This is a genomic window from Jiangella sp. DSM 45060, from assembly GCF_900105175.1.
Classification (GTDB): domain Bacteria; phylum Actinomycetota; class Actinomycetes; order Jiangellales; family Jiangellaceae; genus Jiangella.
This window is the reverse complement of record NZ_LT629771.1, coordinates 1,604,713-1,622,869: the sequence shown is the minus strand read 5'-3', so window position 1 is coordinate 1,622,869 and position 18,157 is coordinate 1,604,713. Positions and strand designations below refer to the sequence as shown.

The following is an 18,157-nucleotide window of genomic DNA, read 5'->3' as shown; positions in this document are numbered from 1 at the left end:
TGGCATTGGACCTATCTGTGCTGGCCGGGCACGCTTCTTCCATGACGACCTTCGCCCTCGCCGCACTCGTGCTGATCATGATGCCGGGCCCCGACCAGGCCCTCATCACCCGCAACGCGCTCGTCGGCGGCCGCACCGGCGGGCTGCTGACGATGATCGGCGGCGTGCTCGGCCTGGCGGTGCACGCGACCGCCGCCGCGGTGGGGCTGTCGGCGCTGCTGCTGGCGTCGGCCACCGCGTTCACCGCGCTGAAGATCGCCGGCGCGGCGTACCTGCTGTGGCTGGCCGTGCAGCTGCTGCGTTCGGCGGCGAGGTCGCGGCGCTCGCCCTCGGCGGCCGGCGAGGTGGCGACGGCCCCGCCGCGGCGCTGGGCGCACCTGCGTCAGGGATTCCTGTCGAACGCGCTCAACCCGAAGGTCGCGCTGTTCTTCGTCACGTTCCTGCCGCAGTTCCTGTCCGCCGACGCGGGCTCGGCGCGGGCCGAGGCGCTGCTGCTCTCGGCGGTGTTCGCGCTGCTCTACCTCGCCTGGTTCGGCCTCTACGTGGCCGTCGTCGACCGGCTGGGCCGCTGGCTGCGCCGTCCGGCCGTCAAGGCGCGCATCGAGCAGGTGACCGGTGTGCTGCTGGCCGCCGTGGCGATCAGGCTGGCGACGGCGGCGAGCCACTGACGTCGCTGTCGTCGCCGTCGTCGCCGGCGAGGTCGGCCAGCTCGTCCGGCGGCAGTGCCGACAGCTCCGTCAGGGCCCGGACGAACCCGCGGCGGTCGGTGGCCGGCAGCCGGGACAGCAGCCGCTCCTCGCGCGACCGGATGCCGGCGGTGATGGCCTGCCGCACCCGGCGCCCCTCGTCGGTGATGGCGAGCAGCCGCACCCGGCGGTCGTCGGGGTCGGGGGTCCGGGTGATCAGCCCGGCGTCCTGCAACTCGTCGAGCGTGCCGATGATGCGGGTCTTGTCGGCGCCGATGGCCTCGGCCAGCGCAGCCTGGGTGCGGATGGGCGTGCGGTCGAGCGCGGTGAGCACGGAGTAGCCCCACATGGCGACGCCGTGCGCGTCGAGCACTGGCTGCTCGACCGCGAGCAGCGCCCGCACCACGGGGTACATCATGGCGGCGAGGTCGCGGCGGTCGTCGGACGGCACCCTCCGAAAATACCAATGGCGCGATCATAAGCAGAGGCGTACGATCAGCTCATGCACATCATCGACCTCGACGCCCGGGCGGTCCGGGCCAGCGCCGAGCTGGTCGCCACGGCCACCGCCGCCGACCTCTCCAAGCCCACCCCGTGCCTCGGCTGGACGCTGTACGGCCTGCTGGCGCACGTGACGACCCAGCACTACGGCTTCGCGGCCGCCTCGCGCGGCGACGCCGACCCCGCCACCTGGAAGCTGCTGTCCCTCGGCGACGACCCCGTCCGCGCCTACCTCGACTCCGCCGACCACGTCATCGCCGCGTTCGCCGCCGACGGCGTGGCGGAGCGCGGGTTCCCGCTGCCCGAGTTCCGTCCCGAGCCGTTCCCCGCCGAGCAGGCCGTCGGCTTCCACCTGGTCGACTACGTGGTGCACTCCTGGGACGTCGCGAAGACGCTCGGCGCCGACCTCGCCTTCGACGACGACGTCCTCGACGCCGCCCACGCCGTGGCCGCCGTCGTCCCGACCGGGCCGGTGCGGCTGGCGCCGGGTGCGGCGTTCGGGCCGGTGGTGCCGTGGGAGGGAGGGTCGCGGCTGGACCAGCTGGTCGCCTACCTGGGCCGGTCGCCCGCCTGGCCGGCCTGAGCCGGCACCGGCGACTCGGGTGGCTGCGCGTGCCGGCGCTCCAGGGCCGCGCCCTCGACGTCGGCGTTCGGCAGCAGGCGGTCGAGCCAGCGCGGCAGCCACCACGCGGCGTTCCCGGCCAGGTGCATCAGGGCCGGCCACCAGCGTCATGCGCACGACGAACGCGTCGACCAGCACGCCGAAGGCGAGGCCGAACCCGATCGGCCGGACCATCGCCAGGTGCGAGAACACGAACCCCGCCGAAGACCGAGATCATGATGATCGCCGCCGCCGTCACAACGGCCCGGCCGGCCCGCAGGCTGCGGGCCACCGCCAGGCGGGCCGGCTCGCCGTGCACGTACGCCTCGCGCATGCCCGACACCAGGAACAGCTGGTAGTCCATGGCCAGCCCGAACAGCACGCCCACCAGCAGGATCAGCAGCGACAGCCCGATCACCACAGCCAGGTACACCGGCAACGCGTCGGCGAGCTGGTCGGAGATGTCGATGTTCGCGCTGGCCACCGCGCGCGACGTCCGCATCGGGCGCACGTCGTCGGGCCGGGCGGCCGCGGCGGCGTCCTGCTGCCGGGCGCGGCGCGGCAGCACCCGCCGGCACGGCCACGACGACGGCGACCGCGGCGACCGTCCCCATCGGGCCGAGGAAGCCGATGCCGGTGACGTTCAGCGCCACCAGCGCGATGACGACGGTGCTGCCGGCGATGACGACGGCGTTGCCGGAGGTCCCGTTCGCGAGGCCGATCGACTCCGCGAGCTCCATGCCCTCGCGCAGCCGGCGGCGGTGCCGGTTGAGGATGAACAGCGCGTAGTCGATGCCGACCGCGAGCCCGAGCATCACGCCGAGGATCGGCGTCACGGTGATCATCTCGACGACGCCCGAGAACCAACCGGTCCGTCACCTGCTGCGTCGGGGTGCCGGGGATGGTGATCGCGCTGCTCAACATCCCGCCGGCGACGGCGTACGCCACGCCGGCCGCCACCAGCACAGCCATGGCGTCGGGCCTCCTCGGGACGGGGCACGGCTCAGCGGTACCCGTTCCGGACGGTTGTGATCAGCTGGGTTCACTTCGCGTCGGCGTAGGAGGGGGCGACGGCGACGCTGAGGGGGAACTGGACCGGGAAGTCACCGAAGAGGAGGCGGCCGGCTTCGGCGGCCGCCTCCTGGACCTCTGCCGCCACCGCGTCGGCGAGCTGCGCCGGGGTGTGCACCACGATCTCGTCGTGCACGAAGAAGACGAGGTGGGGGCGGGCCTCGAACGGGGCCGGCACGAGACCGGCGGGGACGTCGGCGGGCCCGAGCGCCCACAGCCGCCGCCGGATGGAGGCGATCCAGCACAGCGCCCACTCCGCCGCCGTCCCCTGGACGACGAAGTTGCGGGTGAACCGGCCCCACGACCGGGCGTACGACCGCGCGCGGGCGACGTCGTCGTCGCCGGCGTCGTCCTGGTAGGCGCCGGACTGCGCCTCGTGCCACGTGGCGCCCGGCAGCGGCGACGACCGGCCGAGGTGGGTGGTGACGATCTCGCCGCGCTCCCCCGCCCGCGCCGCCTCGTCGACGAACGCCAGCGAGCGCGGGAACGTCTTCGCCAGCCGCGGCAGCACCTGGCCGCTGGACCCGGTGGTGCCGCCGTACATGGCGCCGAGCATGCCGACCTTCGCCAGCTCGCGGGTCGGCACCGCCCCGGACGCGACGATGCCCGCGTACATGTCGGCGCCCCGGCCGTCAGGGCCGCGACCGGCCGCCGCCATGACGTCGTCGCCGGCCATGGCGGCCAGCACGCGCGGCTCGAGCTGCGCGGCGTCGGCGACGACGAAGGTCCAGCCGGGGTCGGCGACGACGGCCCGGCGGACGCTCTTGGGCAGCTGCAGGGCGCCGCCGCCGCTGGACGCCCACCGGCCGGTGACGACGCCGCCGACGACGTACTCGCTGCGGAACCGGCCGTCGCGCACCCACGCCTCGAGCCAGGCCCAGCCGTTCGCCGTCAGCAGCCGGTACAGCGACTTGTACTCCAGCAGCGGCTCGACGACGGGGTGGTCGAGCTGCTCCAGCTCCCACTTGCGCAGCGTGCGCGCGCCCACACCGGCCCGCTGCAGTGCCCGCAGCAGATCCTGCGGGGAATCGGGGTTGAGGCTCGCCGACGCGCCCAGCGCGTCGCGAATGCGATGCGCCAGCTCCTCCAGCCGAGCCGGCCGCTCGCCCAGCCGCGGCCGCGGGCCGAGCGTCTCGGTGAGGACGGAATCGTGGACGTCGGCCAGCCACGGCAGGCCGGCGTGGTACATCTCGACGGCGGCCAGCGCGCCCGCCGACTCGGCCGCCAGCAGCAGCCGCAGCCGCCCGGCCGACGGCGACGCCGCCACGACGGCGTTGTGCACCGCCAGCTCCGCGACCGGGTCGGGCCCCTGCGCCGGCCCCGACGACGGACCGGGCGCGGCGAACAGCATGGCCGGCTCGTCGGCGGGCGTCAGCGGCGCGGGCGGCAGGGTGTCCCACGGCCCGGGCGGCGCGTCGGCGGGTCCGGGCCAGGCCGCCAGCGCCGACCCCCGCAGGATGCGGTGCGCCAGCCGCAGGTCGTGGGAGCGGTCGACCCGGACCCCGGCGGCCAGCAGCCCGGGATACCACCGGTTGGTGTCGTCCCAGGTCCAGCGGGCGGCGGGGCCGGCCGACGCGACGACGGAGGGCAGCTCGCCCAGCGCGACCCGCCGGCCGTCGACGCGCACCGAGCCGTCAGGCGACGGGACCACGACAGGCTGCACACGCTCATCCTGCCGCCCGGCACTGACAACGGCGTCGTCAGCTCGACGTCCGGCCGTCCAGCGACTCGCGGAGCAGGTCCGCGTGCCCCGCGTGCTGGGCGGTCTCGGCGATGAGGTGCAGCAGCACCTCACGCACACTGCGCGTCGCGCCGGGCGGGTTCCACGGCGCGTCCGGCAGCGGGTGCGCGGCGGACAGGTCGGCGACGGCACGCACGATCCGCGAGGTCTCGGCGGCAACGAGCTCGTACCGGTCGACGACGCCGGCCAGCGTCTCGCCGGGCAGCAGCCGGAAGCCGTCGGCGTGGTCGAGCGACCACTGCGGGACCTCCCGCGCGGTGCCGGCCGCGAGGTCGGCCCAGGTGACGCCGTCGGGCAGGTCGTAGGTCATCGCCGCCGGGCCCTCGACGACGAAGCGCAGCCAGCTCTCCTCCATCGCGGTGACGTGCTTGACCAGCCCGCCGAGGCAGAGCGCGCTGACAGTCGGCCTCTCGGCGGCCTGCGCGTCGGTGAGCCCGCGGACGGTGGTGAGCAGCGCGGCGCGGGCGGCCGCGAGCTGGCCGAGCAGGGCGGCCCGCTCGGCGTCGAGGGTGGACGTGGTCGTCTGGTTCTGCGTCATGACGGCAGTGTTGCGGCGGTAGCGGACAGGATGTGTCCGCTACTTCCGGCAGGATGAGAGCCGTGCCGACGACCTCCGCCCGCTTGCTCGCGCTACTGTCGCTGCTGCAGGCCCGCCGCGACTGGCCGGGCCCGCTGCTGGCCGGGCGGCTGGACGTCAGCGAACGCACCGTGCGCCGCGACGTCGACCGGCTGCGCGAGCTGGGCTACCCGATCCGGGCGATCAAGGGCCCGGACGGCGGCTACCGGCTCGACGCGGGCACCGAACTCCCGCCGCTGCTGTTCGACGACGGCCAGGCGGTGGCGCTCGCGGTCGCGCTGCGGCTGGCGGCGGCCGGCGGCGCCGACGTCGCGGCCGACGCCGCCCGCGCGCTGGCGACCGTCCGGCAGCTGCTGCCGGCGCGGCTGCGGCACCGGGTCGACGCGGTGCGGGTCACGGTCGGCGGCGCGACGCGGAACCCGGTCGACCCGGACGTGCTGGTCGCCCTGACGGCGGCGATCCGGGCCCGCGAGGAGCTGCGCCTCGAGCACGCCGGCACACGGCGCCGGGTCCAGCCGCATCACCTGGTCGCCCGCGGCGGCCGCTGGTACCTCGTCGCGTGGGACCTCGACCGCGACGACTGGCGGGTGTTCCGCGCCGACCGGATCACCCCGCGGATCCCGACCGGCCCGCGGTTCGCCCCGCGCGAGGTTCCCGGCGGCGACGTCGCCGCGTTCGTGGCCGGCCGGTTCCGCGGCGCCGTCGACGGCGACACCGGCTGGCCGTGCCGAGGCGAGGTGCTGCTGGACCTCCCCGCCGCCGAGGTCGCGCCGTACGTCCACGACGGGGTGGTCGAGGCGGCCGGGCCGGACCGGTGCCGGCTGACGCTGGGCGCGTGGTCCTGGATCGGCCTGGCCGCGAACATCGCCCGGTTCGACGCCGACGTCGAGGTCGTCGGGCCGCCCGAGCTGCGGGCGGCGTTCGCACACCTCGCCCGGCGGTTCACGGCCGCCGAGGTCAGTGGGTGAACAGCCCGCTGTACGCGTTCAGCGCCGGCTGGCCGCCGAGGTGCGCGTAGAGGATGGTCGAGTCGCCCGGGACGTCGCCGCCGGTGACGAGGTCGATCAGCCCGGCCATCGACTTGCCCTCGTAGACGGGGTCGAGGATGACCCCTTCGAGCCGCCCGGTCAGCCGGATCGCGTCGAGCGTCGACTCCACCGGCACGCCGTACCGGTCGCCGGCCCAGCCGGGCAGGACGGTGATCTCGTCGTCGCGCAGCGGCCGGGCCACGCCGATCAGCTCGGCGGTGGCGCGGGCGATGCGGGCCACCTGGTCGCGCGTCTCGTCCAGCTTCGCGCTGGCGTCGATGCCGACGACCCGGCGCGGCCGCCCGCCGGCCTCCTCCAGCGCGGCGAACCCGGCGATCATGCCGGCCTGGGTGGAGCCGGTGACCGCGCAGACCACGATGGTGTCGAAGAAGACGCCCAGCTCACGCTCCTGCGCCTGGACCTCGTACGCCCAGTTGGCGAAGCCGAGCCCGCCGAGCCGGTGATCCGACGCACCGGCCGGGATCGGGTACGGCCGCCCGCCGCCCGCTTCGACGTCCTCGATGGCCCGCGTCCACGACTCCTTGAACCCGATGCCGAACCCGGCGGGGTCGAGCCGCACCTCGGCGCCCATGACGCGGCTGAGCATGATGTTGCCGACGCGGTCGTTCAGCGGGTCGGGCCAGTCGACCCAGCTCTCCTGCACCAGCACCGCCGCCAGCCCGAGCGACGCGGCGACGGCGGCCACCTGGCGGGTGTGGTTGGACTGGTAGCCGCCGATCGACACCAGCGTGTCGGCGCCCTGCGCCAGCGCATCGGGGACGATGTACTCCAGCTTGCGGGTCTTGTTGCCGCCGTAGGCGAGGCCGGAGTTGCAGTCCTCGCGCTTGGCCCAGATCGCGGCGCCGCCGAGGTGCGCCGTCAGCCGCGGCAGCGGGTGCACGGGGCTGGGCCCGAAGGTCAGCGGGTGGCGGGGGAAGTCGCTCAGGGCCATGGTCACTCCTCGGTGGTCGGCAGGCTGTGCCAGGTGTCGAACGCGACGGCCGCCGCGCGCTCGGCGTCGCCGGCGGCGCACAGCCCGATCAGCTCGTCGTGCCGGGCGACGGACGCGCGTCCGGCCAGCGTGGAGAAGCGCAGCCGCTCGGCCCGCCGCAGCACCGGCGTGTACGTCTCGAGGACGGCGGCCAGCGCGCGGTTCGCGGCGACGGCGACGGGGACGGCGTGCAGGTCGTCGTCGGCGCGCAGGGCGGCCTCGACGTCGCCGGCGCGGACCGCCGCCCGGAACCGGTCGTTGGCGGCGCTCATCGCGGTGAGGTCGGACGCGGTCAGGCCGGCGACGGCGGCGCGGACGGCTACCTCGTGCAACGCGGCGACCACGTCCCGCGCGTCGCGCAGGTCGCGCACGTCCAGCGGGCTCACCACGGTCGAGCGGCCCGGCTTCGCGACGACCAGTCCGGCCTCGGCCAGCCGCAGCAGCGCCTCGCGCACCGGCGTCCGGCTGACCCCGAGCCAGGCCGCCAGGTCGGCGTCGCGCAGCTGCTCACCGGGCGCCAGCACGCCGCCGACGATCGCCTCGCGCAGCCGTCCGTAGACGTCGTCGCGCAGCAGCCGGCGGCCGATCGCGGGCTCTCCCTGCGGGATAGGCATGCAATATATTGCACACCACGGCCGTCAAGGACGCAAGAGCACCTTGACCGCCGTCCGCTCGTCCATCGCCCGGTACGCCTCGGCCGCGTCGTCGAGCGGGAGCGTCCGGTCGAAGACCCGGCCGGGGTCGATCTGCCGCGTCCAGATCAGGTCGATCAGCTCCGGCAGGAACCGCCGCACCGGCGCCGGTCCGCCAAGCAGGTGCACCTGGGCGAAGAACAGCTCGCGGCCGGGCAGCTCGACGCCGTGCGAGACGCCGACGAAGCCGACGTGACCGCCCGCGCGGGTGGACCGGATCGCCTGCATCATCGACTCCTGCGTGCCGACCGCCTCGATGACGCCGTGCGCGCCGAGCCCGCCGGTCAGCTCCTTCACCCGCGCGACGCCCTCGGCGCCGCGCTCGGCCACGACGTCGGTGGCGCCGAACTCGCGGGCCAGGGCCTGACGGGGAGCGTGCCGGCTCATCGCGATGATCCGCTCGGCGCCGAGCCGCCGCGCGGCCAGCACGCCGAGCAGGCCGACGGCGCCGTCGCCCACGACCGCGACGGTGCGGCCCGGCCCCGCCTGCGCCGCCACCGCGCCGAACCAGCCGGTGCCGAGCACGTCGGACGCGGCGAGCAGCGACGGCAGCAGGTCGTCGTCGGGCGGTCCCGGCGTCGCCACCAGCGTGCCGTCGGCCAGCGGGACCCGCAGGTACTCGGCCTGCGCGCCGAGCGAGCCGATCGGCACCGCGTTGACGCAACGGGCCTGGTACCCGGCGCGGCAGATCTCGCAGGTGTTGTCCGACGCGAAGAACGACCCGACGACGGTGTCGCCGGGGGCGACGGTGCGCACGTCGGCCCCGGTCTCCTCGACGACGCCGACGTACTCGTGTCCCATCGGCACCGGCCGGGACGGGCGGCTGACGCCGCGGTAGGTCCACAGGTCCGAGCCGCACACGCAGGACGCGACCACCCGGACGACCGCGTCGGACGGCCGCTCGACCACCGGGTCGGCGCGCTCCTCGACGCGCACGTCGCCGGGTGCGTACAGGACTGCTCCGCGCATGGGTGATCTCCTCGTCGTCGGCGGTCAGGTCACACGGTGCCACGCCGGGACGATGGTCCGGGACCGGCGGGCCCATCGCCTCTCCCCCGCGGCGCCGCCGGCGGCTGGACTGGAGGCATGAAGGCACTCGTCTACCACGGTCCCGGCCGCCGGTCCTGGGAGGACGTCCCGGACCCGGCCGTCAAGAGTCCCGACGACGCCGTCGTCCGCGTCGACTGCGTCACGATCTGCGGCACCGACCTGCACATCCTCGCGGGCGACGTCGCCACCGCCGAGCCGGGCCGGGTGCTCGGCCACGAGGCGGTCGGCACCGTCGAGGAGGTCGGCAGCAACGTGCGCACCATCGCGCCGGGCGACCGCGTCCTGGTGTCGTGCATCTCCGCCTGCGGCCGCTGCCGCTACTGCCGCGAGGCGCGCTACGGCCAGTGCCTCGGCGGGGGCGGCTGGGTCCTCGGCCACCGCATCGACGGCACCCAGGCCGAACGGGTCCGCGTCCCGTTCGCCGACACCTCCGTCTACCGGCTGCCCGCCGACGTCAGCGACGAGGACGCCGTCCTGCTGGCCGACATCCTGCCGACGTCGTACGAGGTCGGCGTGCTGGCCGCCGGGGTGCGCCCGGGCGACACGGTGGTCGTCGTGGGAGCGGGCCCGGTCGGGCTGGCGGCGATCCTCACCGCCCGCCTGTTCAGCCCCGCACACGTCATCGCGGTCGACCCGGCGCCCGGACGGCGTCAGGCGGCGGCCGCGGTCGGGGCGGACGTCCTGCTCGACCCGGACGACGACGTGCCGGCGCGGGTGCGCGACCTCACCGACGGGCTCGGCGCCGACGTCGCCGTCGAGGCGGTCGGGATCCCGGCGACGTTCGAGTCGTGCGTCGAGCTGGTCCGGCCCGGCGGCCACGTCGCCAACGTCGGCGTGCACGGGTCGCCCGCGACGCTGCACCTGGAGACGGCCTGGATCCGCGACCTCACCATCACCACCGGGCTGGTCGACACCGCCACCACCCCGACCCTGCTGCGCATGCTCGCCGCCGGCCAGCTCGGCGTCACCGGCCTGGTCACGCACCGGTTCGGCCTGGACGAGATGCAGGACGCCTACGACGTCTTCGCCCACCCGGCCGACACCGGCGTGCTCAAGGTCGCGCTGTTCCGCGGCGCATGAGCCGCCGCGGCGGGACGAAGGTCCCGAGGCCCGCGGCCGTCCGCCCCTGGCGGGACGGCTCCCGCGGGGCGACCCTGGAGACATGACAACCGAGCAGAGCAAGCCCATCGTCGTCGGCGTCGACGGATCCCCCGACAGCGGCATCGCCCTCGACTGGGCGGTCGCCGAGGCGAAGCTGCGCGGCGCGCCGCTGCACGCCGTCTACGGGTTGTGGATGCCGATCGCGGCCGCGCCGTTCGGCGGCGCCGCCGTGCTGCCGCCGTCCGACGAGCTGCGCGCGTACGCCACCGAGGTCCTCGACGCGGCCCGGCAGCGGGCGAAGGACGCGGCGCCCGACCTCGACGTCGACACCTTCCTCGTCCTGCGGCCGCCGGCCCAGGCGCTGCTCGACGTCGCCAAGGACGCGGGGCTGGTCGTGGCCGGCACCCGCGGGCTGGGCAGCATCGGCGCGCTGGTGCTGGGCTCGGTGAGCGGGCGGGTCGCGGCGCACGCCACCTGCCCGGCGGTCGTCGTCCCGCCGCACGAGGGCCCCGGCGACGGTTCCATCGTGGTCGGCGTCGACGGCTCGCCCCTCGGCGACGCGGCGCTGCGGTTCGCGCTGACGGAGGCCCGCCTGCGCGCCGCCCGCGTCGTCGCCGTCGGGGCGTTCCGGATGCGCGGCCACACGACGGCGCCGGAGCAGCAGGAGACCGAGGAGCTGGTCGCCGCCGCGGTCGAGCGGGCCCGCGCCGCCACCGGCTCCACCGCCGACGTCTCGGTCGTCGTCGCGCCCGGCTACCCGGCCGACGTCATCGTCGAGGCCGCCGCCGACGCCTCCCTGATCGTCGTCGGCTCGCGTGGCCGCGGCGACGTCCGCAGCATGCTGCTCGGCTCGACCAGCCGGGCCGTCCTCCACCAGGCCGCCCGCCCCGTCGCCGTCGTCCACGGCTGAGCTCAGCGGCGCACACCGTGCCGGGTCGTCCGGCCGGTGTACGCCCGCGGGAGTAGCCGCGCGGTGGTGGCCTGCGCGGTTACTTCCCCGGCCGGACGCGGCCGCACCCTCGCGGCCGCGAAGGTCGGTGGCATGAATCTCACCCAGCTGACCGGCACCCCGTCGCGGCGCCTCCTCCGGGCGCTGCACGACCACCCGCGCCGCGCGCTCGTGGCGCTGTTCCTGTTCGTGGCCGTCGCCGGCGCGGCCGGCGGGCCGGTCGCCGGGGCGCTGCGGTCCGACGGCGGGTTCACGCCGGGCGACGCCGACTCGGTGCGCGCCGTCGAGCGGATCGAGGCGGCCACCGGGCTGCAGCCGTCGCCGGGTGTGGTGCTGCTGGTCGAGACGCCGCCGGGCGGCGACGAGGCCGTGGAGGCGGCCGCGGACACGCTGGCCGGCCTCGACGGCGTCGCGCGGACCGACGTCGCGGGTGCGGCGCAGGACGGGACGTCGGCGCTGGTCGTCGGCACGTTGGCGGCCGACGCGAACGAGGAGGCCACGGCGCGGGCGGCGCTCGACGCGTTCGCGGACGACGACGGCGTGACGGTCGGCGGCGGCGCGGTCGTCGGCGTGCAGCTGGGCGAGCAGATCGGCCAGGATCTCGCCCGTGCGGAGACGTTCGCGTTCCCGGTGCTGATCCTGCTGTCGCTGCTGGTCTTCGGCGGCCGCGCCGCGGTGCTGCCGCTCGCGGTCGGCGTCACCACGGTGCTCGGCACGTTCCTCGTGCTGACGGGGATCAACCAGGTCTACGGCGTCAGCGTCTTCGCCCTGAACCTCATCATCGGCCTGGGGCTCGGCCTGGCGATCGACTACACGCTGTTCCTCCTCACCCGCTACCGCGAGGAGCTGGACCGGCAGGGCCCGACCCTCGACGCGGTGCTGACGACGATGCGCACGGCCGGGCGCACGGTCGTGTTCTCGGCGGCGACGGTGGCCGTCGCGCTGGCGACGCTGCTGGTGTTCCCGATGGGCTTCCTGCGCTCGATGGGCCTGGCCGGCGCCGTCGTCGCGGTCGTGGCGGCGGCCGCGGCGCTGGTCGTCAGCCCGATGATCTTCGGCCTCTGGGGCCGGAAGCTGGCCCGCCGCCGGACGAACGACGCCGCCGAGGGCCGCTGGTACCGCGTCTCGCACGCCGTCATGCGCCGCCCCGGCCTGATCGCCGTCGCGACCGCCGCGGTGATGCTCGTGCTGGCGGCGCCCGCCCTGCGCACCGCCTGGACGCCGGTCGACGGCACCATCGTGCCGCCCGGGCAGAGCGCCCGGGTCGTGTCCGACACCGTCGAGGGCGAGTACGGCGGCACCGGCACCACCCCCGTCACCATCGCCGTCGAGGGCGACGGCGCCACCGAGCTGGCCCGGCAGGCGTCCGGGCTGCCCGGCGTGATCGCGCCGGCCGAGGCCGCCGACCTCGGCGGCGGCGTGTGGCAGGTCGACCTCGAGGTCACCGGCGACCCGGCCGGCGAGGACGCCCGGACCGTCGTGACGGACGTGCGCGAACTGGCCGCGGACGCCGGCGTCGACGCGCTGGTCGCCGGGCCGGCCGCCGACTTCATCGACCAGCAGGACGCCATCGCGGACAGCCTGCCGCTGGCCGCCGCGCTGCTGGTGCTGCTGACGGTCCTGGTGCTGTGGCTGATGACCGGGTCGGTCGTGCTGCCGGTGAAGGCGGTCGTGATGAACGCGCTCACCGTCGGGGTGGCGCTGGGCGCGCTCACCTGGATCTACCAGGACGGACGGCTCACCGGCCTGCTCGGCTACACACCCAACGGCGGCATCGAGCCGACCAACTTCCTCATCGCCGCCGCCGTCGTCTTCGCCCTGTCCACCGACTACGGGGTGTTCCTGCTCGGCCGGATCAAGGAGGCGCGCGAGTCCGGCGAGCCGGAGCGCGAGGCCGTCGCCGTGGGCCTGGGCCGCACCGGCGCCGTCGTCACCGCGGCCGCGCTGCTGCTCGCCGTCGCGATCGGCGCGTTCAGCAGCAGCGAGATCTCGTTCATCCAGCAGATCGGCATCGCGACCGCGATCGGCGTGCTGGTCGACGCGTTCGTCGTCCGCTCGCTGCTGGTCCCGGCGCTGATGGGGCTGATGGGCAAGTGGAACTGGTGGGCCCCGATGTGGCTGCGCCGGGTGCACGACCGGATCGGCGTCTCGGAGCGCTGACGTACTCCCCCGGGAGGACGACGGGCCGCACACCCGCCGTCTACCGTGAGCCCCATGAGCCGGCCCGGCACCGTCCGCGAGCGCGTCGTCGACGCGCTCGCGGTCGTGCTGTGCGCCACGGTGATGATCCTCGACATCGCCCGCACGCCGGACACGGAGCTCACCGCGCTGTCCGCCGGCACGGCCGTGCTGGCGTCGCTGCCGATCCTGCTGCGCCGCCGCGCACCGGTGCTGGCGCTCACGGTGGCGATGCTGCTGATCTTCGCGGTGCTGTCTTTCGCGCACGTCTACGTCACCATCGCGGGGCCGGCCATGATCTGCGCGTACACGCTCGCCGCGGCCCGCGGCCGGCGCGCCGCGGTGGTGGCCGCCGCGCTCGGGCTGCCGCTGGTAGTGCTGATCCTGCAGGTCTACAGCCCGCACGGGTACGTCTCGTGGGACACCGCGAAGAACCTCGCGTTCGTCGCCATCCCGCTCGCGCTCGGGGTCGCCGCGCACGACCGCCGCGCCTACACCGAGGCGCTGGTCGACCGCGCCGAGTCGGCCGAGCGGACCCGCGAGGAGGAGGCGCTGCGCCGGGTCGGCGAAGAGCGGCTGCGCATCGCCCGCGACGTCCACGACGTCGTCGCGCACGCCATGGTCGCCATCAACGTCCAGGCCGGCGTCGGCGCGCATCTGCTGGACCGCGACCCCGAGCAGGCCCGCTCGACGCTGCGCGAGATCAAGCGGGTCAGCGGCGCGTCGCTGGACGACCTGCGCTCCGTCCTCGGCCTGCTCCGCGAGGAGGGCGCCGAGGCCGCCGTCGCTCCGGTCCGCCCCACGCAGGGCCTCGCCGGCATCGAGGACCTCCGCGACGGCCTCGGCTCGGCCGGCGTCGACCTCGACGTCGACCTCGACCCCGCCATCGGCGCGCTGCCGGCCGCCATCGACGCCACCGGCTACCGCATCGTCCAGGAGGCACTGACCAACGTGCTGCGCCATGCCGGGCCGACCACCGCCCGCGTGCGGGTCGCCCACCACGACGACCTGCTGCTGATCGAGGTCGAGAACGACCGCGGCCGCGGCCCGGCGCCCGGCGGCCACGCCGGAGCCGGCGCCGGCTCGGGCAACGGGCTGCGCGGCATGCGCGAGCGCGCCGCCGCCGTAGGCGGGTCGTTCGAGGCCGGGCCGCGGGCCGAAGGCGGCTGGCGGGTCGCGGCGTCGCTGCCGGTGGGCGCGTCGTGACCGCCGCCATCCGGGTGCTGCTGGTCGACGACCAGACGCTCGTGCGCGCGGGGTTCCGGGCGCTGCTGAACGCCGAGCCCGACATCGAGGTGGTCGGCGAGGCGGTCGACGGCGCCGAGGCGGTCCGGCTGGCGGTCGAGACCGTCCCCGATGTCGTCCTCATGGACGTCCGCATGCCGCACGTCGACGGACTGGAGGCCACCGGGCGCATCACCGCCGACGCTCGGTTGTCCGGGGTCCGGGTCATCGTGCTGACGACGTTCGAGCTGGACGAGTACGTGTTCGGCGCGCTGCGGGCCGGCGCCGCCGGGTTCCTGCTCAAGGACGTCGAACCGGAGGCGCTGGTCGAGGCGGTCCGCCTGGTGCACGACGGCCAGGCGCTGCTGGCGCCGCGGGTCACGAAGCGGCTGATCGAGGCGTACGTGGCCGCCGCGCCCGCCGACGTGCCGCCGGCGCCGACGCCCGCGGCCGAGCCGGACGACGGCCGGCTGGCCGGCCTCACGCCGCGGGAGCGCGAGATCCTCGCGCTGGTCGGGCGCGGCCTGTCCAACCACGAGATCGCCGAGCACCTCGTGCTCTCGCCGCTCACCGCCAAGACGCACGTCTCGCGGCTGTTCTTCAAGCTGGGCGCCCGCGACCGCGCCCAGCTCGTCGTCACCGCCTACGAGACCGGTCTGGTCACGGCCCCCTGACCGCGGCGTTGCCGTCCGCCCAGGCCAGCAGCTCGGCCAGCAGCGCGCCGAACCGCTCGGGCTCGGCGGCGGAGAGGTCGTGGCGTTCGCCGGGGTCGGCGGCGAGGTCGTAGAGGGCGGCCCGGGCGGCGACCTCGGGGCCCATCGCCTCGCGGGCGCCGAGCACGATCTTCCAGTCGCCGGACCGCGCGGCCAGCTGGGTCGCGTAGTCCCAGCCGATCCAGCGCGGCTCCGCCTGCACCGACGGCGAGGTCAGCGACGGCAGCAGCGACACCCCGTCGTGGTCGCCGGACGGCGGCGGCGACCCGTCGACGGCGTGCAGGAGGGTCGGGACGAGGTCCATCATCGCCCCGACGCCGGCGAACTCGACGCCGGCCGGCACCGCGCCCGGCCATGACAGCAGCGCCGGCACCCGCACACCGCCCTCGAAGACCGAGCCCTTGCTGCCGCGCAGGCCGCCGGCCGAGCCGCCGCGGTAGGCGATCTCGTCACCGTTGAGCCAGTTGCGCTCCTCCGTCGACGGGCCGTTGTCGGAGGAGAAGAAGACGATGGTGTCGTCGCGCACGCCGAGCCGGTCCAGCGTCTCGAGCAGCAGCGCCACGCCGTCGTCCAGGGCCTTGATCATCGCCGCCATGATCCGCCGCTCCGGCGGCAGGTGCTCGAACAAGGAGACGTACGAGGCGGGGGCGTGCATCGGGTAGTGCGGCGCGTTGAACGGCACATAGCAGAGGAACGGCTGGTCGCCGCACGACTCGATGAACGCCGCCGCCCGCTCCGCCAGCAGCGTCGTCAGGTACTCCCCGTCGGACCACACCTCCTCGTCGTCGGCCCACAGGTCGTGCGTGGGGTTCGTGCCGCCCCAGTAGTAGATGTGCGAGTAGTAGTCGACGCAGCCCGCGCGGAAGCCGAAGTGGGTGTCGAAGCCGCGCTTCAGCGGCCCGTACGACGACTCGACGCCCAGGTGCCACTTGCCGAAGATCCCGGTGCGGTAGCCGCGCTCGCGCAGCTCCGACGCGAGCGTCGGCTGCGGCGGCAGCCCGGCGGTGTCGCGCGAGCCGGCCAGGATGTTCTCGACCCCCGCCCGCGCCGGGTACCGGCCGGTCAGCAGCGACGCCCGCGACGGCGAGCAGACCGGTGAGTTCGAGTACCACTGGCCGAATCGCACGCCCAACGCCGACAGCGCGTCCAACGCGGGGGTGTCCAGGTCGGACGCGCCGAAGCAGCCGAGGTCGCCGTACCCGAGGTCGTCGGCGTAGATGACGACGACGTTCGGCGACCTCACGACCGCTCGATCGCGGCCGGCCGGGTCTGCGCGGCCCGGATGCGGTCGAGGTCGAACTTCGCCGACCGGTCGAAGCCGTACAGCCCGTTCTGCTCCTGGAACACGTCGGTGAGCTGGGTGTAGCAGTAGCCGAACATGTCCGGGTGGTCGAGCAGCGCGCCGACCAGCCCCTCGAAGCGGGTGTAGAACTCGTCGAGGTCGCGCACGCGGTCGCCGTACCCCCACGACTCGCGCATCGACTGCGGCCGGCTCGCCTCGGCCGGGTTCCACCAGATGCCGCCGAACTCGCTGACGAAGAACGGCTGGCCCCGGTAGGCGATGGACCACGACTCGCCGGTGCTGTCGGCCCGGTTGACGTACGGGTCGCCCTTGGAGAGGCGGGCGTAGTTGGCCGCGAACAGGACCGGGTCCTGCTCGTAGTCGTGGCTGTCGAAGATGTCGGACTCGGCGACGCGGTGAGCGTAGCCGGAGGTGTCCAGCGCCGGGCGGGACGTGTCGAACGCCTTCGTGGCCAGGTACATCGCCCGCGTGACGTCGTCGAGCGCGGTGATGCGGTCGCCGTAGGCCTGCCACGTCTCGTTCAGCGGGCACCAGCCGATGATCGACGGGTGCGAGTAGTCGCGCTCCAGCACCTCCAGCCACTCCTGGACGTAGGACGCGTCGGGCTGCTGGTTGGTCGTCTCGCCCTGGCCGGTGTTGCAGCCCCAGTCGCCGAACTCGCCCCAGACGAGGTAGCCGAGCCGGTCGGCGTGGTACAGGAAACGCTCCTCGAACACCTTCTGGTGCAGCCGCGCCCCGTTGAACCCGGCGGCCAGTGACAGCTCGATGTCGCGGACGAGGTCGGCGTCGCTCGGCGCGGTCATCAGGCCGTCCGGGTAGTAGCCCTGGTCGAGGACGAGCCGCTGGAACACCACCTCGCCGTTGAGCCGCACCTGCTTGCCGGTGATCGCCACGCTGCGCAGCCCCGCGTACGACGCGAGCTCGTCGACCACACCGTCCGCCGAGCGCAGCTCGACGCGCAGGTCGTACAGGAACGGGTCGGACGGCGACCACAGCCGCTGCCGGCCGGCCGGCAGCGGCAGGCTCAGCCGCGGCGCGAGGTCGAGGTCGGCGCGCACCTCGGCGCTCACGACCTCGCCGGCGTCGTCGGAGACGGTGACGCGGACGGCGCCGCCGGGCAGGTTCGCCGTCAGCGGGACCTCGACGTCGAACGCGCCGGCGGCGACGTTCGGGGTGACGCGCGGGCGGCGTAGCGCGACCGGCGGCACCGGCTCCAGCCACACCGTCTGCCAGATGCCGGTGGTGCGCCAGTACAGCGCCGCGCGCGGCGAGTGCTCGCGGGACTGCTTGCCGCGGGCCTGCGGCGCGTGCGGCTCGTCGCGGGCCCGCACGACGAGCGGCACCTCGGCGCCGGGCGGCGCCGCGTCGGTGATGTCGAGGGTGAAGCTCGAGAACCCGCCGCGGTGCCGGCCCACCTGCACGCTGCCGACCCAGACGGTGGCGTCGTGGTCGACGGCGCCGAAGTGCAGCAGCACCCGGTTGCCGGCCCAGTCGTCCGGCACCCGGATGGTGCGCCGGTACCAGACGGCGTGCAGGAAGTCGCGGTCGCCGATGCCGGACAGGTCGCTCTCCGGGGCGAACGGCACCAGGATCTCGCCGCTCAGCGGCGTGTCGAGCAGGCCGCGCTCCAGCCCGCTGTCGCCGCGGTCGATCTCGAACTCCCAGCGGCCGTTGAGGTTGAGCCAGCGCTCGCGGCGGAACTGCGGGCGCGGGTACTCCTCGCGCGGCAGGGTGGTCTGGTCGTCGGGCAT

Annotated in this window: 16 protein-coding genes and 1 pseudogene; 8 read left to right on the top strand and 9 right to left on the bottom strand. The window is 75.1% G+C overall.

All coding sequences use genetic code 11. The features are described 5' to 3' along the window. The first annotated feature begins 41 nt into the window (after positions 1–41). A complete protein-coding gene (locus tag BLU82_RS07190) occupies positions 42–668 on the top strand; it encodes a LysE family translocator (RefSeq protein ID WP_092617741.1) in 627 nt (208 codons plus the stop codon). Here BLU82_RS07190 and BLU82_RS07185 read toward each other — a convergent pair. Further along, positions 640–1,104 carry a MarR family winged helix-turn-helix transcriptional regulator gene (locus tag BLU82_RS07185; RefSeq protein WP_092625557.1) on the bottom strand — a complete coding sequence of 155 codons (465 nt, stop codon included), beginning with the start codon at positions 1,102–1,104 and terminating at the stop codon, positions 640–642. The genes BLU82_RS07190 and BLU82_RS07185 overlap by 29 nt on opposite strands. 84 nt (positions 1,105–1,188) lie before the next feature. Here BLU82_RS07185 and BLU82_RS07180 point away from each other — a divergent pair, with 84 nt between their 5' ends. Further along, positions 1,189–1,770 carry a TIGR03086 family metal-binding protein gene (locus BLU82_RS07180; RefSeq protein ID WP_092617738.1) on the top strand — a complete coding sequence of 194 codons (582 nt, stop codon included), beginning with the start codon at positions 1,189–1,191 and terminating at the stop codon, positions 1,768–1,770. On the opposite strand, the pseudogene BLU82_RS36265 reads toward BLU82_RS07180, so the two are convergent. The 3 genes and pseudogenes from BLU82_RS36265 to BLU82_RS07165 form a co-directional block, all read right to left on the bottom strand. Continuing rightward, positions 1,737–2,648, bottom strand: a pseudogene (locus BLU82_RS36265) (MMPL family transporter); the annotation flags it as partial. The gene BLU82_RS07180 and the pseudogene BLU82_RS36265 sit on opposite strands and share 34 nt — an antisense overlap. A gap of 182 nt (positions 2,649–2,830) precedes the next feature. Continuing rightward, positions 2,831–4,522: a bifunctional 3'-5' exonuclease/DNA polymerase gene (locus BLU82_RS07170; protein WP_092617734.1), complete on the bottom strand. Its 1,692-nt coding sequence runs from the start codon at positions 4,520–4,522 to the stop codon at positions 2,831–2,833. 37 nt (positions 4,523–4,559) lie between these two features. Continuing rightward, the gene (locus tag BLU82_RS07165; RefSeq protein WP_092617731.1) at positions 4,560–5,138 is read right to left on the bottom strand and encodes a DinB family protein; all 579 of its coding nucleotides are present in this window, start codon (positions 5,136–5,138) and stop codon (positions 4,560–4,562) included. Positions 5,139–5,191: 53 nt separating this feature from the next. Here BLU82_RS07165 and BLU82_RS07160 point away from each other — a divergent pair, with 53 nt between their 5' ends. Then, positions 5,192–6,145 (top strand): WYL domain-containing protein, encoded by a 954-nt coding sequence (locus BLU82_RS07160; protein ID WP_092617728.1) that lies wholly within the window; start codon positions 5,192–5,194, stop codon positions 6,143–6,145. Here the strand turns inward: BLU82_RS07160 and BLU82_RS07155 are convergent. From BLU82_RS07155 to BLU82_RS07145, 3 genes are read right to left on the bottom strand one after another with little or no spacing between them, the layout of a single operon-like run. After that, positions 6,135–7,157, bottom strand: coding sequence for a 1-aminocyclopropane-1-carboxylate deaminase (locus BLU82_RS07155; RefSeq protein ID WP_092617725.1), 1,023 nt, complete (start codon positions 7,155–7,157; stop codon positions 6,135–6,137). The two genes, BLU82_RS07160 and BLU82_RS07155, sit on opposite strands and share 11 nt — an antisense overlap. Positions 7,158–7,159: 2 nt before the next feature. Next, on the bottom strand, positions 7,160–7,810 hold the full coding sequence (locus tag BLU82_RS07150; protein ID WP_092617722.1) for a GntR family transcriptional regulator: 651 nt from the start codon (positions 7,808–7,810) through the stop codon (positions 7,160–7,162). Between the two features lie 24 nt (positions 7,811–7,834). Beyond that, complete coding sequence (locus BLU82_RS07145; RefSeq protein WP_092617718.1) at positions 7,835–8,857, bottom strand: zinc-dependent alcohol dehydrogenase family protein; 1,023 nt, start codon at positions 8,855–8,857, stop codon at positions 7,835–7,837. A 117-nt stretch (positions 8,858–8,974) separates the two neighbouring features. Here BLU82_RS07145 and BLU82_RS07140 point away from each other — a divergent pair, with 117 nt between their 5' ends. The 5 genes from BLU82_RS07140 to BLU82_RS07120 all read left to right on the top strand — a co-directional run bounded on the left by BLU82_RS07140 (position 8,975) and on the right by BLU82_RS07120 (position 15,064). After that, a complete protein-coding gene (locus BLU82_RS07140; protein WP_092617715.1) occupies positions 8,975–10,018 on the top strand; it encodes an alcohol dehydrogenase catalytic domain-containing protein in 1,044 nt (347 codons plus the stop codon). Positions 10,019–10,100: 82 nt separating this feature from the next. Then, positions 10,101–10,949, top strand: coding sequence for a universal stress protein (locus BLU82_RS07135; protein ID WP_092617713.1), 849 nt, complete (start codon positions 10,101–10,103; stop codon positions 10,947–10,949). Positions 10,950–11,081: 132 nt separating this feature from the next. Next, positions 11,082–13,148: an MMPL family transporter gene (locus tag BLU82_RS07130; RefSeq protein ID WP_092617710.1), complete on the top strand. Its 2,067-nt coding sequence runs from the start codon at positions 11,082–11,084 to the stop codon at positions 13,146–13,148. 54 nt (positions 13,149–13,202) lie between these two features. Next, on the top strand, positions 13,203–14,372 hold the full coding sequence (locus tag BLU82_RS07125) for a sensor histidine kinase (protein WP_092617707.1): 1,170 nt from the start codon (positions 13,203–13,205) through the stop codon (positions 14,370–14,372). After that, positions 14,369–15,064: a response regulator transcription factor gene (locus BLU82_RS07120; RefSeq protein ID WP_197682786.1), complete on the top strand. Its 696-nt coding sequence runs from the start codon at positions 14,369–14,371 to the stop codon at positions 15,062–15,064. Before BLU82_RS07125 ends, BLU82_RS07120 begins: the two co-directional genes overlap by 4 nt. On the opposite strand, the gene BLU82_RS07115 is transcribed toward BLU82_RS07120, so the two are convergent. Together BLU82_RS07115 and BLU82_RS07110 are read right to left on the bottom strand one after the other, a co-directional pair. Next, entirely contained in the window at positions 15,051–16,346 is a 1,296-nt protein-coding gene (locus tag BLU82_RS07115) for a sulfatase-like hydrolase/transferase (RefSeq protein ID WP_092617703.1), read from the bottom strand. The genes BLU82_RS07120 and BLU82_RS07115 overlap by 14 nt on opposite strands. Continuing rightward, positions 16,343–18,157 (bottom strand): glycoside hydrolase family 2 protein, encoded by a 1,815-nt coding sequence (locus BLU82_RS07110; protein ID WP_092617700.1) that lies wholly within the window; start codon positions 18,155–18,157, stop codon positions 16,343–16,345. Before BLU82_RS07110 ends, BLU82_RS07115 begins: the two co-directional genes overlap by 4 nt.

Bases quoted from the DNA above. Each gene is read 5' to 3' on its own strand.
- BLU82_RS07190 (WP_092617741.1), top strand. From the start codon at position 42: ATGACGACCTTCGCCCTCGCCGCACTCGTGCTGATCATGATGCCGGGC.
- BLU82_RS07185 (WP_092625557.1), bottom strand. From the start codon at position 1,104: ATGATGTACCCCGTGGTGCGGGCGCTGCTCGCGGTCGAGCAGCCAGTG.
- BLU82_RS07180 (WP_092617738.1), top strand. From the start codon at position 1,189: ATGCACATCATCGACCTCGACGCCCGGGCGGTCCGGGCCAGCGCCGAG.
- BLU82_RS07165 (WP_092617731.1), bottom strand. From the start codon at position 5,138: ATGACGCAGAACCAGACGACCACGTCCACCCTCGACGCCGAGCGGGCC.
- BLU82_RS07160 (WP_092617728.1), top strand. From the start codon at position 5,192: ATGAGAGCCGTGCCGACGACCTCCGCCCGCTTGCTCGCGCTACTGTCG.
- BLU82_RS07155 (WP_092617725.1), bottom strand. From the start codon at position 7,157: ATGGCCCTGAGCGACTTCCCCCGCCACCCGCTGACCTTCGGGCCCAGC.
- BLU82_RS07150 (WP_092617722.1), bottom strand. From the start codon at position 7,810: ATGCCTATCCCGCAGGGAGAGCCCGCGATCGGCCGCCGGCTGCTGCGC.
- BLU82_RS07145 (WP_092617718.1), bottom strand. From the start codon at position 8,857: ATGCGCGGAGCAGTCCTGTACGCACCCGGCGACGTGCGCGTCGAGGAG.
- BLU82_RS07140 (WP_092617715.1), top strand. From the start codon at position 8,975: ATGAAGGCACTCGTCTACCACGGTCCCGGCCGCCGGTCCTGGGAGGAC.
- BLU82_RS07135 (WP_092617713.1), top strand. From the start codon at position 10,101: ATGACAACCGAGCAGAGCAAGCCCATCGTCGTCGGCGTCGACGGATCC.
- BLU82_RS07130 (WP_092617710.1), top strand. From the start codon at position 11,082: ATGAATCTCACCCAGCTGACCGGCACCCCGTCGCGGCGCCTCCTCCGG.
- BLU82_RS07125 (WP_092617707.1), top strand. From the start codon at position 13,203: ATGAGCCGGCCCGGCACCGTCCGCGAGCGCGTCGTCGACGCGCTCGCG.
- BLU82_RS07110 (WP_092617700.1), bottom strand. From the start codon at position 18,157: ATGCCCGACGACCAGACCACCCTGCCGCGCGAGGAGTACCCGCGCCCG.